The 12,899-nt window shown below is 66.1% G+C and carries 10 protein-coding genes; all 10 read right to left on the bottom strand.

Annotated elements, in window-relative coordinates:
* Positions 1–85: 85 nt before the first annotated feature.
* A complete protein-coding gene (locus TSA1_RS35125) occupies positions 86–523 on the bottom strand; it encodes an SRPBCC family protein (protein WP_097659057.1) in 438 nt (145 codons plus the stop codon).
* A 9-nt stretch (positions 524–532) separates the two neighbouring features.
* Positions 533–3,442 (bottom strand): flotillin family protein, encoded by a 2,910-nt coding sequence (locus tag TSA1_RS35130; protein WP_100180311.1) that lies wholly within the window; start codon positions 3,440–3,442, stop codon positions 533–535.
* A gap of 27 nt (positions 3,443–3,469) precedes the next feature.
* A complete protein-coding gene (locus TSA1_RS35135) occupies positions 3,470–4,303 on the bottom strand; it encodes a phosphoenolpyruvate hydrolase family protein (protein ID WP_100180312.1) in 834 nt (277 codons plus the stop codon).
* 3 nt (positions 4,304–4,306) lie between these two features.
* Entirely contained in the window at positions 4,307–6,520 is a 2,214-nt protein-coding gene (locus TSA1_RS35140) for an ABC transporter permease (RefSeq protein ID WP_100180313.1), read from the bottom strand.
* Positions 6,513–7,295, bottom strand: a complete 783-nt coding sequence (locus TSA1_RS35145) for an ABC transporter ATP-binding protein (protein ID WP_100180314.1) — start codon at positions 7,293–7,295, stop codon at positions 6,513–6,515. Before TSA1_RS35145 ends, TSA1_RS35140 begins: the two co-directional genes overlap by 8 nt.
* On the bottom strand, positions 7,288–8,370 hold the full coding sequence (locus TSA1_RS35150) for a branched-chain amino acid ABC transporter permease (protein ID WP_100180315.1): 1,083 nt from the start codon (positions 8,368–8,370) through the stop codon (positions 7,288–7,290). The genes TSA1_RS35145 and TSA1_RS35150 overlap by 8 nt, the downstream gene beginning before the upstream one ends.
* Position 8,371: 1 nt before the next feature.
* Positions 8,372–9,382, bottom strand: a complete 1,011-nt coding sequence (locus TSA1_RS35155; protein ID WP_100181514.1) for a branched-chain amino acid ABC transporter permease — start codon at positions 9,380–9,382, stop codon at positions 8,372–8,374.
* A 192-nt stretch (positions 9,383–9,574) separates the two neighbouring features.
* The gene (locus tag TSA1_RS35160) at positions 9,575–10,402 is read right to left on the bottom strand and encodes a helix-turn-helix transcriptional regulator (RefSeq protein WP_100180316.1); all 828 of its coding nucleotides are present in this window, start codon (positions 10,400–10,402) and stop codon (positions 9,575–9,577) included.
* A gap of 125 nt (positions 10,403–10,527) precedes the next feature.
* Positions 10,528–11,778 carry an ABC transporter substrate-binding protein gene (locus TSA1_RS35165; RefSeq protein WP_100180317.1) on the bottom strand — a complete coding sequence of 417 codons (1,251 nt, stop codon included), beginning with the start codon at positions 11,776–11,778 and terminating at the stop codon, positions 10,528–10,530.
* A 206-nt stretch (positions 11,779–11,984) separates the two neighbouring features.
* The gene (locus TSA1_RS35170; protein WP_100180318.1) at positions 11,985–12,743 is read right to left on the bottom strand and encodes an SDR family NAD(P)-dependent oxidoreductase; all 759 of its coding nucleotides are present in this window, start codon (positions 12,741–12,743) and stop codon (positions 11,985–11,987) included.
* Positions 12,744–12,899 lie beyond the last annotated feature (156 nt).

Below are 12,899 nucleotides of genomic sequence, written 5' to 3' on the forward strand. Positions count from 1 at the left end.
GCGGCGCGGTTCGGTGTCGTTTACCTCGCCCCGCTTGCGGGGCGAGGCAGCGCAATGTGCCTTAATCGATATGGTTCGGATCACATCAACCTCCGAACACGCGTTTGAGGGCATCGAACCCGCCCTGGAATACGCCGCCGCCGATGTTGTTCACGAGCTCGGTCTCCCTTTCGGGCGCGCAGTCGAATTCGGCGGTCCATTCCACAAAAGTCTGGTCGCCGTCGGTGACGGGAGTCAGCCGCAGGGTTGCGACATAGTTCTCGACGCCCATCGGGGACTCCAGGATCGAATAGGTGCAGAACATGTCGTAGTCGGAGAGGCCCAAGAGCTTCTCGCGGATGCGGTCGCCGTTACGCAGGCGGAAATCCCTGACACAGCCGATCTTGTCCGAGGGCTCCCCGCCCTCGATGCGGCTTTCAGCGATCGCCGGGTGCCAGTTTGGCAGGCCGTTGAAATCGCGCACCCGCGCCCAGACGCGATCGTTGCGGGCATTGACGACGGTTGAGACATAGACGCGGGCCATGGCGCGACCTCAGCTCTTCTTCCTCGGCCCACGTTCGGCCGGAGGTTCGCCACCCTCGGCCGAGGGAGCCGGCGAGGCCGCCGGCTTGTCGCCGCCACCTCCGCCGCTCTTGCGCGCGGACTCCTTGATGCCCTGCATGTCGCGGGCCTCGCGGATCAGGCCCGGCATCTTGGAGAGACTGCCGCCCTCGACGCCGATGTCGGCCAGAATGGAGTCGATCAGCGGCGCCTGAACGCGGTAGCGCAGGGCCGAGTCGATCACCTCGTCGGTGGCGCTGCGTCCGCCATTGCCACTATTCCCATTGCCGTTGAGGCCGTCGACCTGGAGGATGCGGATGCCCTCGATCTTCTCCATCGGCTTGACGCTCTCGCGCACGATGCCCTCGATCCGGTCGAGCAGCTTGCGGCGGAACAGCGAGTAGCGCGCCTGGTCGGTCAGCACGTTCTCGGCCTCGTTCAGCATCCGCTGTGCCTCGGCCTCGACGGCGGCGCGCACGCGCTCGGCTTCGGCAGCAATGCGGGTCTCCTCGGCCTGTTTCTCGGCGATCAGGATTTCGACCGTCTTGCGTCGCTTGGCGATCTCGCTCTCGCGCGCGGTGATGACGCGCTCGGTCGCTTCGGTCGCGCGCATCCGCGCTTCCTCGGCCGACGCCTTGGCGGCGGACTCCTCCAGGGATTTCGTGTGGATCGCGATGGCCTTCTCCATCAGGACGGTCTCGACCTCCTTCTCGCGGTTGACTTCGAGCTTGCGCAGCTCCCGCTCGCGGCCGATGCGGGCCTCGTCCAGGCCGCGGTCGGAGGCGATGCGGGCGCGCTCGACCTCCTCGCGGGAGGCGATCTCGGCCTCCTGCAACGATTGTACGCGTGCGACCTCGAGCTGCTCGATGGCGCGCCGCCGCTCGATCCGGGCGGCTTCCAGCGCCTGCTCGCGCGAGACGTCCGTGGTCTCGACCTCCTTGCGCGCGACGATCTCGGCCTGCCGGACCTGGCGGTCGGCATCGATCCGCTCGGACTTCTTCGTCGACAGCGCGATGACGCGGTCCTCGTCGGCGATCTCGATCGCCTTCTTCTGCTCGATGTTGAGCACTTCGCGCTTCTTGGAGGAATTGATGCGCTCGGCCTCGAGCGCCAGATCGACCGTGATGCGCTGACGCTCGATGGCGTCGCGCCGCTTCAGCTCGGCCGCCTCCAGCACGCCGGTGCGCTCGATTTCAAGCGAACGCGTATCGCGCTCGGCCTGGATACGCTCGGCCGCAACCGCCTTCTCCTGGGCGATACGGGCCGCTTCGATCGCCTCGCGGGAAGCGATGTCGGCTTCCTCGACGGCGCGGTTGCGGGCGATCTCCAGCGAGCGCACGCGCTCCTCCTGGGCGATCCGACTGGCCTCCGTGGCCTCGCGCGCGGTGATGCCAGCGACGTCGAGCGCCTGATTGCGCTCGATCTCTAGCTGCCGCGTGTTCTGCTCGGCGGCGATGCGCTCGGCGGCGAGCGTTCGCTCGCGGGCGATGCGGGCGGCCTCGACCGCGCGCTGGGCCTCGATCTCGGCCTCCTGGATGGTGCGGACCTGCTGGATCTCCAGCGCGCGGGTGCGCTCGTCGGAGGAGATCCGCTCGACATTGACGATCAGCGTCTGGGCGATGCGGGCCTTTTCGGTCGCCTCGCGGGCGGCGATCTCGGCCTCGTCGACGGCGCGGGTGCGCTCGATCTCGCGGCGGCGCGTCTCCTCCTCGTTGGCGATGCGGGCGTCGGTGACGGCGCGGTCCTGCTGGATCCTCGCTTTCTCGATCGCTTCGCGCGCGGCGATCTCGGCTTCCTCGACGGTACGCATCCGCTCGATCTCGCGCTGGCGCACTTCGCGTTCGGACGCGATCCGCGTGGTGTCGATCGAGCGCTGGTTGGCGATCCTTGTCTTCTCGATCTCCTCGCGCGCCAGCAGTTCCTTCTCCTCGATGGTGCGGGTCCGCTCGATCTCCTTCTGGCGGGTCTCGCGCTCGGAGGCGATGCGGGCCTCCGCGATCGCCTGGTCATTGGCGATGCGGGCCCGCTCGATGGTCTCGCGCGCGGAGATCTGCGCCTGCTCGGCCTCGGTCTCGCGCAGGGCGCGCTCGCGGGCGACTTCCGTACGCTGGAGGGCGCGGCGCATCTCGATGTCGCGTTCCTGTTCCAGGCGCGCGGTCTCGCTCTCGCGCTCGATCTCGAGCGCCTGCCGCTCGGCCTCCAGGTTGCGGGTGCGGATCTTGATCATCGAGTCCTGCTCGATGTCGTTGCGCAGCTTGCGCCTCGCCTCGATGTCCTCCATCAGGTTGGTCAGGCCCTCGGCGTCGAACCGGTTCGAGGGGTTGAAGAACTCGAGGTCGGTCTGGTCGAGATCGGTGATGGCGACCGATTCCAGCTCGAGGCCGTTCTGGGCGAGGGCTTCGGCCGCATTGGTCTTGACGCGCGCGACATAGTCGCCGCGCCGCTCATGCATCTCCTCCAGGGTCATTTCGGACGCGACCGAACGGATGGCGGATATGAACTTGCCGGCGAGCAGGGCGTGAAGCTTTTCCGGCTCCATGGTGCGGCGGCCGAGGGTGGCGGCGGCGATGGAAACGGCTTCGCGGGTGGCCTGGACCCGGACATAGAAGTCGGCCTCGATGTCGACGCGCATGCGGTCGCGGGTGATCACCGCGTCCTGCCGCGATCGCACGATTCCCATCGGCTGCACGTTCATGTTGACCGGGGTGTAATCGTGAATGAACGGCAGCACGAAGGCGCCGCCATTGATCACCACGCGCTCGCCGAGGAAGCCGGTCCGGACGAACGAGGTCTCCTTGGAGGAGCGATGATAGAGCCAGTTCACGATGTAGACGCCGACGACGATCACGACGATCGCGACGATCAGCCAGAGGATCAATTCACCGACCAGCATCCCTGACATCTTTCCCTCCCTCGAACCTATCAGGCGTTAGCGCGCGCCGATCGCCTTGAATTGACGTACCTGCTCCGTCAGCGCCCGCTCCACGGGAAGCCGCTCCATCGAGGACGCCCCGTAGAAGCCGTGGCAATGGCGGGTATTCTTCATGATGAAATCGGCGTCGGCGGGATCGGCGATCGGGCCGCCGTGGGCCAGCACCAGGATGTCGGGATTGACGCTGAGCGCCGCCGAAGCCCAGGTCTCGATCCGGGCAGGGCAGTCCTTCAGCTTCGGCGCGGTCTGCGCGCCGATCGAGCCGCCGGTCGTCAACCCCATGTGGCAGACGATGATGTCGGCGCCGGCGATCGCCATCGCGGCCGCCTCCTTCTCGCTGAACACGTAGGGCGTCGTCAGCATGTCCTTGTCGTGCGCTCTGGCGATCATGTCGATCTCGAGCGCATAGGACATGCCGGTCTCTTCGAGATTGGCGCGGAAGGTGCCGTCGATCAGCCCGACGGTCGGAAAGTTCTGCACGCCCGCGAAACCAAGCGCCTTCAGCTGGTCGAGAAACACGTCCATGTCGCGAAACGGATCGGTGCCGTTGACGCCCGCGAGCACCGGCGTCCTGGTGACCACAGGCAGCACCTCATTCGCCATGTCGAGCACGATGGCGTTGGCATCGCCGTAAGCCATCAGGCCCGCGAGCGAGCCGCGGCCGGCCATCCGATAGCGACCGGAATTGTAGATCACGATGAGATCGACGCCGCCGGCCTCCTCGCATTTGGCCGACAGGCCCGTTCCGGCGCCGCCGCCGACGATCGGCTCGCCGCGCCGCGCCATGTCGCGGAACTTCTTCAGGAGGGCTGCGCGTTCAAACCTGGCCATCGGTCACCTCGCTTGTCTCCGCCGCGCGCCGGTGCGGCCGAACAGGGTTCGGAATGCACTGACGATGGCGGCGGCGAAGTCGGGATCGTTGATGTTCTTCGGCGTGCGGATGAGCTGACGGTTGCCGGTCTGCCGCACGGTGCGCTCCAGCGTGCGGTACAGCGCGGCGTCGGCGTCCGGATCCCAGAACGGCTGGCCGCGTGCATCGAGTGCGGAGACGCCGCCCTCGGGCAGGAAGAAGCGCACCGGGCCATCCATCTGGTTGAGCCGCTCGCCAATCCAGCGGCCCATGCGCTCGTTCTCTTCCACGGTTGTCCGCATCAACGTCACCTGCGGATTGTGGACGTGGAACTTGCGGCCACGGTAGCGCTCGGGAATGGTCTCGGGCGCGCCGAAATTGACCATGTCGAGGGCGCCGACGGAGCCGACATAGGGAATGCGCGTGCGGATGATCGCACCGAAGCGGTCCTCCGTCGCCGGGAACACGCCGCCCATCAGAAGATCACAGACCTCGGTGGTGGTGAGGTCGATGGCGCCGGCGAGCTGGCCGGACTCGACGAGTTTTTCCATGGAACGGCCGCCGACGCCGGTGGCGTGGAAGACCAGGCATTCGAAATCGTCGCGCAGGTCGGCGGCGATCTTCTGCACGGCGGGCGTGGTGACGCCGAACATGGTGATGCCGACCGAGGGCAGGCCGGCGCCGACGGCACGCTCTTTTGCCTCGCGTCCTTCGAGCCGCGCCCTGACCATGCCGGCGAGCGCGTTGGCACCGTTGGCCAGCACCGCGCGCGAGATCGAGTTCAGCCCCTGCACGTCGGTGACGGAGTACATCATCGTGATGTCGGCCGGACCGACATAGGGCCCGACGTCACCGGAGGCGACGGAGGAGATGATCAGCTTGGGCACGCCGACGGGCAGCGCACGCATGCCGGGGGCAACCAGCGACGCGGCGCCCGAGCCGCCCGCCGAGATCACGCCGGCAACATTGCCCTGGCGCCGCAGCCAGCTGGCGAAGGCATCGGCCATCGCCGTCACAGCAGCACCGCGGTCGGAGCCGAACACGGCAGGACCGCCGCGGCCGTGGTTCAGCGCGATCTCCTGCGCCGAGACGTCGCAGGACGAATGTCGACCGCTGGTCGAGACGTCGACCAGCCGGGTGCGCAGGCCGCTTTCCGCGATGATGTCGCGGATGTAGCGCAGCTCGACCCCCTTGGTGTCGAGCGTACCGACGACAAGCACGACGGGCGGGCCGGCGGTCTGCGCCGCCACCGGCTCGCGCTTGCGCCGGGCCGTCTCGTCGAGCCGTGCGACTTGGGTCGAGAGCGTGCGCGCGGCCGCCTCGATGCGGGCGATCGGCACCGGTTGCGACCACCGGGTCGGGATCGTCGGGTTGGAGACGTAAATGCGGATCGGCCCGTCGCGGCGCGGTGCCGGCGCCGGCTTTGCCTCGGCACCGGCCTCGGCGACGTCGAGATCCGGCTCGAGCTCGGCGTGAAGCCCGACGCCGAGCAGGCGCTGCTGCAGGTCGCGGTCGGCGGCGAGGCGCGCGGAGTCGATGATGCGGTTGATGCGGCCGTTCACCATGATCGCGACGTTGCGCGAGATCGCGGTGGCGACACCGATGTTCTGCTCGATCACGAGCACGGACATGTCCTCGTCCTCGCCGAGCCGCAGCAGCATCTCCTCGACCTGCGCCACGATGACGGGCGCAAGTCCCTCGGTCGGCTCGTCCATGATCAACAGATGCGGATTGGTGAGCAGCGCGCGCGAGATCGCCAGCATCTGCTGCTCGCCGCCGGAGAGCTGGCCGCCGCCATGGTCCTTGCGCTCGGCGAGGCGGGGAAAGGTGTCGTAGATGCGCTCGACCGTCCAGGCGCCGGGGCGCATGCCGCCGGCAAGCCGCAAATGCTCGTCGACGCTGAGCGAGCGCCAGAGCCGACGGCCCTGCGGCACATAGCCGACGCCGAGCCGCGCAATCTGGGCCGGCGGCCGCCGCGTGACGTCCTCGCCGCGGACCCGGATCGATCCGCCACTCACGGTCACGAGGCCCATGATGGCCTTGCACAGCGTGGTCTTGCCCATGCCGTTGCGGCCGACCACGGAGAACACGCCGCTCTCCAGCGTGAGATCGACGCCCTGCAGCGCGTGGGAATGGCCGTAATAGACGTCGAGGCCGCGGACCTCGAGCGCGGCGGCGGAGCGGCGGGCCTCATTCATGGCCGCCTCCGAGATAAAGCTCCTGCACTTCAGGATCGGACTCGATCTCCTGCGGCAGGCCTTCCTTGAAGACACGGCCGTTGTGCATCATCGTGACGCTCTCGACGACGCGCAGCGCCACGTCCATGTCGTGCTCGATGATGATGTAGCCGATATGCGCCGGCAGCGAGGTCAGGATCTCGATCAGCTCGGCCCGTTCGGTCGGCGACAGGCCCGCGGCCGGCTCGTCGAACAGGACGAAGCGTGGGGCGCCGGCGAGCGCCAGCGCGATCTCGAGCTGGCGCTGCTGGCCGTGTGCGAGCTCGGCGACGCGCTGGTCCTTCACGGCGGACAGATGCACGGCCTGGACGAGGTTGTCGGCCGCATGCATCAAGGCATCGTTCTGTCCCGGTCGCAGGAACGAGAAGCGCCCGCGCGAGACGCCGCGGCAGGCGAGATAGACGTTGTCCTGCACGGTGAGGCCGGGGAACAGCGCCGAGATCTGATAGGTCCGGCGCAGCCCGCGGCGGATGCGTTCATAGGGCGGGAAGTGCGTGACGTCCTCGCCGAAGAAGCGGATGGTGCCGGAGGAGGGCGCGAAATCTCCGGTGATGCAGTTGAACAGCGTGGTCTTGCCGGCGCCGTTGGAGCCGAGCACGGCGCGGCGCTCGCCGGGGCGCACGGTGATGGTGACGTCGGTCAGCGCCGCGAGCGCGCCGAACAGCCTCGTCACGCCGCGCAGTTCCAGCGCGGCGCCGGCGCCGACGGCCGAGAGGCGTTGCGCGACGCTATCCATGGCCGCGTCCTCCGCCCTGGCGATCGTCGCGGGAACGCTGGCTCTGACGCCAGCGCTGCCACAGGCCGATGACGCCGTCCGAGGACCAGAACACGATGGCGAGGAAGCCGAGCCCGATCAGCAGGCGGAAGCGGTTGCCGTCGAGGCCGAGCCTGACCAGGAAATCGAGCGCAAAGGTGCGCAGCAGCACGAAGATCAGCGCGCCGATGAAGGGACCGATCGGACGCGTGATGCCGCCGACCACGGCAATGATCAGCACGTCGATGCAGGCGCCGACGCTGACCGAGCCCGGCGAGATCTGGCGGTAGTTCCAGACCTGGAGCACGCCGGCAAGCGCGGCGATGAAGGACGCAAAGGCATAAGCGGCGACGCGGTGCGCATTGACGTTGAAGCCGAGCGCGGCCATGCGGCGCGGATTGTCGCGAACGCCCTGGAGGGCAAGGCCGAAGGGCGCGCGCGAGATATACTCGACTGCGAAATAGCAGAGCGCCGCGACCGCGAGCACGACATAGTAGAAGGGGATGTCGGCGCGCCAGTTCACGCCCCAGAAGTGCGGCGTGGCCACGGTGTTGATGCCGGTATGGCCGTTGAAGATCGCCCAGTTCTGATTTGTGAAATAGTAGAAGGCAGCGCCAATCGCGAGCGTGATCATGATGGTGTAGATGCCTTCGGTGCGCACCGCGAGGGCGCCGCCGAGCGTGCCGAACGCGGTCGCCAGCGCCAGCGCCATGGGGACCGCGAGCCACCATGGCCAGCCCAGGCTGATATTGGCGTTGCCGCTGATACCGAACACGGCGACCATGTAGGCCGAGAAGCCCGCGATGGTGAGCTGCATCAGGCTGACCATGCCGCCATAGCCGGCGAGGAACATCAGGCTCAGTGCCATGATGCCGAGGATCAGCGTGGTCGCGAAGATCTCGATCAGGAAGAAGCCGCTCGCGATCAGCGGCATCACCACGAGAATGACTGCTACGATCCAGGCGGCGGGGTTGTTGATCTCCGGCCATGTCCGCGCGGGGCGCTGCGTCACAGCGGCGGGACGAACGGCGACGCGGGCATCGTGGGCGAGCGACATGTCAGCGCCTCGCCAGCAGGCCTTGCGGCCGGATCGCCAGCACCAGCACCATGATCAGGAAGGTCACGACGATGGCATAGGTCGGGATGTAGACCGAGCCGAGCTGCTCGGCGAGGCCGATGATCAGCGCGCCGAGCGCCGCACCGGGGATCGAGCCCATGCCGCCCACGATCACGACGACGAGGGAGGCGAGCAGGAAGCGGATGTCTTCGCCGGGCGACAGGGATTGGAAGGTGCCGCCGACGACGCCGGCGATGCCCGCAAGTCCGGCGCCGAATGCGAACACGGCGACGAAGACGAGCTGGATGCGCACGCCGGTCGCGGCGAGGATATCGCGATCGTCGACGCCGGCGCGAATGATCATGCCGATGCGGGTACGATTGAGCGCGAGCCACATCGACACGCCGATGACCACGGACGCGGCGAAGATCACCAGCCGTACCATGGGATATCTGAGATAGACCGGCTCGCCCGAGGATTTCACCGCCGTGATCAGCGGCAGCTCCACGGGGCCGATCAGCCAGTTCGGGGTCTGAACCTGGTAGAAATCGCCGCCGCAGGCCCACAGCATCAGATCGGCGAACACGATCGACAGCCCGATCGTCACCATGGTCTGCCTGAGATCCTGTCCCTCCATCCGGTGGAACACGATCACCTGGAGCAGGACGCCCACCAGGGCGGTAAGGATGAAGGCGACGATGAAGCTGAGGAGCCAGGAGCCGGTCGCTGTGCTGATGGCATAGCCGACATAGCCGCCGAACAGATAGAGCGAGCCGTGCGCGAGGTTGACGTTGCGCATCAGGCCGAAGATCAGCGTGAAGCCGCTGGCGACGAGGAAGTACAGGCCTCCGAGCGTGATGCCGTTGAACACGGCGTTGAGGAACACGCGCTTGCGGCCGATGGCTTCCTCGAGGCCCGGCGGCCAGACCGCGAAGATCAGCCAGAGCGCGACGGCAATGGCAATGATGGCAATCAGCGCCCAGGCCGGATGGCGTTCGACAAAGCGGCTCATGCGCGCCGCCTTCCCGGCCATGCCACGTGCCCAAGGTCGATCGAATGCAGGTCAGACAGCCTTGTACCGGCTGCTCGCCTAGCCATGAACGTGCGCTCCCGTCGTCGCGATCATCTCAGGATCGCGTTGCCGGCATCCTAGCCGGGCGGCGGGGGCGACGTTTGATCGTGAGTATCTTTTCGTGGCCCGCGCTCAGGCGCGCAAAATCTTGGCCGCTCGACGATAATCGGTCGGGGCCATCCCCACATTGGCGGCGAAGAAGCGGGTGAAACCGCTCTGCGAGGAGAAGCCGAGATCGAAGCCGATATCGGCGATCGGCGTCTCGCTGGCCACCAGCGCTTCGAGCGCCTGTTCCATGATCAGCGTGTTCAGATAGAGATTCGGCGTAACGCCGGTCTGGACGCGGAACAGCCGGTAGAAATGCGGCCGCGACAGGCCGGATTCCCGTGCGATGGTGTCGAGCTCGATCTCGGCACCGGGACTTTCCGACATCATCTTGATGCATTTGCGCACGCGAAAATCGGTGACGGAGCCGTTTGCGCGTGGATCGCGCGCGATCTCGGCCTGCTGCCAGCTTTCGTCGTAACAGATATCGATCAGTCTCCGCAGCTCGGAATCGAGGCTGGAGAGCGAGGGTGCGCCGCACACGAGCGCGGCGGTCCGCCTGATGTGCTTGTCGAGTGCCGGCGTGCGCTTGAACTGGGTGCGGCCGAAACGCAGCCGGTGGGTGCCCGATGCATCGGGTGCGAACCATTCGGCGTTGACGTAGAGCACGAAGAAGATCGCGCCGCCGTCCAGATCGGCAGGCAGGAAATTGTGCGGCTCCCAGGGATTGACCGCGACGACGGACGTCCCGGTGAGATCGTAATGCCCCTCGGAGACGTCGATGCATGCCGGCATGCCGCCGACATGGAAGATCAGATGACCTTCACGATGGGCGTGGATATTGAAAGGGCGGTTCAACTGATAAACCGTCGCCCGACCGAACCGGCCGTGGAAGACGGCGAGCGCACGGCTCATGCCTTCCCCTCCCGAATGTTCTTGTCTTTTCGCCCAGCGTTCAACAACGCCGGCGAGATTGCAAGAGCGGAGAGCGACCGCGTCAGCAAGTCGCTCCCCGGTTGCGTGTTTGCAGCCGTGATGCGTCAGTACTTCTTACATTCCGGAACGGTTCGGCTCGGCAGCCCGATCTTCGAGAAGACCGCCGGATCGTAGCCGAGCGTCTGGTTGACGTTCGGGATCACCTTCACGACCTTGCTGAACAGCGCGCCCTTGCCGTCGTCGACGACCTCGGTGACGAAGTTGGTTCCAATCGCCTGGCGGTTGGAGTCGAGCTTGATATTGCCGTTGGGCGCATCGAGCTCGATCTTCGCCAGCGCGGCCTTGAATTTCGACTGGTTGTCGCTGAGATCGCCGTTGACCTCCCGCAGTGCGAGGATCAGCGCCATGGTTGAATCATAGTAGTTGGTGGCGAGCAGTGACGGGCTCGGAAAGCGCTTGTTGGGCGGGAAGGCGTCCTGATAGGCCTTCACGAATTTCTGCCAGCCCGGGTCCTCCCAGGTGTCAGCCTGGCCGCTCGCCGCGATGGTGCCGATCAGGGCGTTCTTGGCGTTGCCCTTGGACGACAGGATGGTCTGGTCGATCATGATGGAACCGCCCATCAGATGCGCCTTGCCGCCCGCCTGCTGATACTGGTTGAGGAAGTTGACGGCATCCGCGCCGCCGAGGCCGAGATAGATCGCATCGACGTCGTCGGGCAGCGCGGCGATCACCGAAGCGAAATCCTTGGTGCCGAGCGGCACCCATTGCCGGTTGGTGACCTGTCCGCCGGCGCCGCAGAATTCGAGCACGAGACCGAACACCTGTGTGTAGATGAACGAATAGTCCTCGCCGACGGTCGCGATCTTGCGATACTTCTTCTCGTCATAGGCGTATTTGCCGAGGCCGACCTGCCACTGCGCGCCGTCCATGTTGTAGCGGAAGAAGTTCGGGGCAGGGTCGACATAGGTGGTTTCCTGCGCGCCGGAAGCCGCATTGATGAAGGTCAGCTCGGGATGGGTCTTGGCGAAGTTCTTCACCGCGATGCCTTCGTCGCCGGAGAGCGGTGACAGCAGGATCTGCACCTTGTCCTGCTCGATCAGCTTGCGTACCGCGCGCACCGCCGAATCCGGCGTCGCGTCGGTCGAGGCGACGATGAATTCGAGCTCCTTGTCGCCGATCTTCTTGCCGAGCACGTTGAGCGCGGTCTGGTGGCCGCGCATGCCGTCCTCGCCGAGAACGGTGTAGGTGCCTTCGAGCGTCGCGGTCACGCCCACCTTGATCTTTTCCTGGGCGATCGCGGCGCTTGAAAGAAACAGGCTGCTCAGCGCGAGCAGTCCGATACTGCATTTCGACATTGTGCTCCTCCCTCTGTCGTCGATTGTTGCCGCGCCAAAACTGGCGCGATGCCGCTGGCTCTCGAACGGGCCGCGGCTTTGCAGGGAAGCTAGCCGAAGTCGGATGCGGTGCACGCGTGGACGCCTCGTCCGGCTTGACGGGCAGTCTCATTTTTGAATGTTGCGGCGCAAGTGGTTTCGCGGTGCAGCAGGCGCGGGATCAGATGTCACACCCAGCCGCCATCGACGATGTAGTGCTGCGCCGTGCAGGCCGAGGCTTCGTCGGAGGCGAGAAAGACGGTGAATTTCGCGACCTCGTCGGGGACGAGCTTACGCTTCAGGCATTGCCGCTGCATCAACTCCACCTCGCCCTGCGGCGTCATCCATTTCTCGAGCTGGCGCTCGGTCATGATCCAGCCCGGCGCGATTGCGTTCACGCGGATATTGTAGGGGCCGTAGTCGCGCGCCAGGGAACGCGTGAGGCCGATCACGCCCGATTTGCTGGCGGTGTAGGCGGCCATGCCACCTTGCCCGGCGATCCACGACACGGAGCCGAAATTGACGATCGCGCCGGCATTGGCCGCCTTCATGTCGGGCAAGACGGCTTGCGCGGCGAAGAACTGATGCTTCAGGTTCACCGCGATGCGGTCGTCCCAATATTCCGGCGTCATCTCCTCGGTCGCGTGCCGTTCGTCATGCGCGGCATTGTTGACGAGGATGTTGATCGCGCCGTGCGCCTCGCGCGCCAGTGCGATGCCGGCGCGCAGGGCTGCGATGTCGGTGAGGTCGACGCGCTGGAAATGTGCGCCGAGCCCCTGATCCGACAATTCGCGTGCAAGGCGCTGGCCTTCGTCGGCCTTGATGTCGAAGAACACGACCTTGCTCTTCTGCTGCGCGAAGCGCCGCACGATCGCAGCACCAATGCCCGATGCGCCACCGGTGACGAGAACGACCTTGCCGGCGAGGTCAGAATAAAGGGCAGCCATGGACACCTCTCGACTTTGCTTGCGGGCGGTGCGAAGCGCCGTCCGTTTTCTTCGCAAAGCTTAGTCATTTCCGACGTGAGGGTCATAGATCAGAATTTTAGTTGCGTACCTCAAAAATTGAAGGCAGGATTGCAGGCAAAGAATAGAAGCCGGTTG

It is taken from the genome of Bradyrhizobium nitroreducens (genome assembly GCF_002776695.1).
In the GTDB taxonomy this organism is placed as follows: domain Bacteria; phylum Pseudomonadota; class Alphaproteobacteria; order Rhizobiales; family Xanthobacteraceae; genus Bradyrhizobium; species Bradyrhizobium nitroreducens.

Coding starts and splice junctions, on each gene's coding strand:
- TSA1_RS35125 (WP_097659057.1), bottom strand. CDS start 523: ATGGCCCGCGTCTATGTCTCAACCGTCGTCAATGCCCGCAACGATCGC.
- TSA1_RS35130 (WP_100180311.1), bottom strand. CDS start 3,442: ATGTCAGGGATGCTGGTCGGTGAATTGATCCTCTGGCTGATCGTCGCG.
- TSA1_RS35135 (WP_100180312.1), bottom strand. CDS start 4,303: ATGGCCAGGTTTGAACGCGCAGCCCTCCTGAAGAAGTTCCGCGACATG.
- TSA1_RS35140 (WP_100180313.1), bottom strand. CDS start 6,520: ATGAATGAGGCCCGCCGCTCCGCCGCCGCGCTCGAGGTCCGCGGCCTC.
- TSA1_RS35145 (WP_100180314.1), bottom strand. CDS start 7,295: ATGGATAGCGTCGCGCAACGCCTCTCGGCCGTCGGCGCCGGCGCCGCG.
- TSA1_RS35150 (WP_100180315.1), bottom strand. CDS start 8,370: ATGTCGCTCGCCCACGATGCCCGCGTCGCCGTTCGTCCCGCCGCTGTG.
- TSA1_RS35155 (WP_100181514.1), bottom strand. CDS start 9,382: ATGAGCCGCTTTGTCGAACGCCATCCGGCCTGGGCGCTGATTGCCATC.
- TSA1_RS35160 (WP_100180316.1), bottom strand. CDS start 10,402: ATGAGCCGTGCGCTCGCCGTCTTCCACGGCCGGTTCGGTCGGGCGACG.
- TSA1_RS35165 (WP_100180317.1), bottom strand. CDS start 11,778: ATGTCGAAATGCAGTATCGGACTGCTCGCGCTGAGCAGCCTGTTTCTT.
- TSA1_RS35170 (WP_100180318.1), bottom strand. CDS start 12,743: ATGGCTGCCCTTTATTCTGACCTCGCCGGCAAGGTCGTTCTCGTCACC.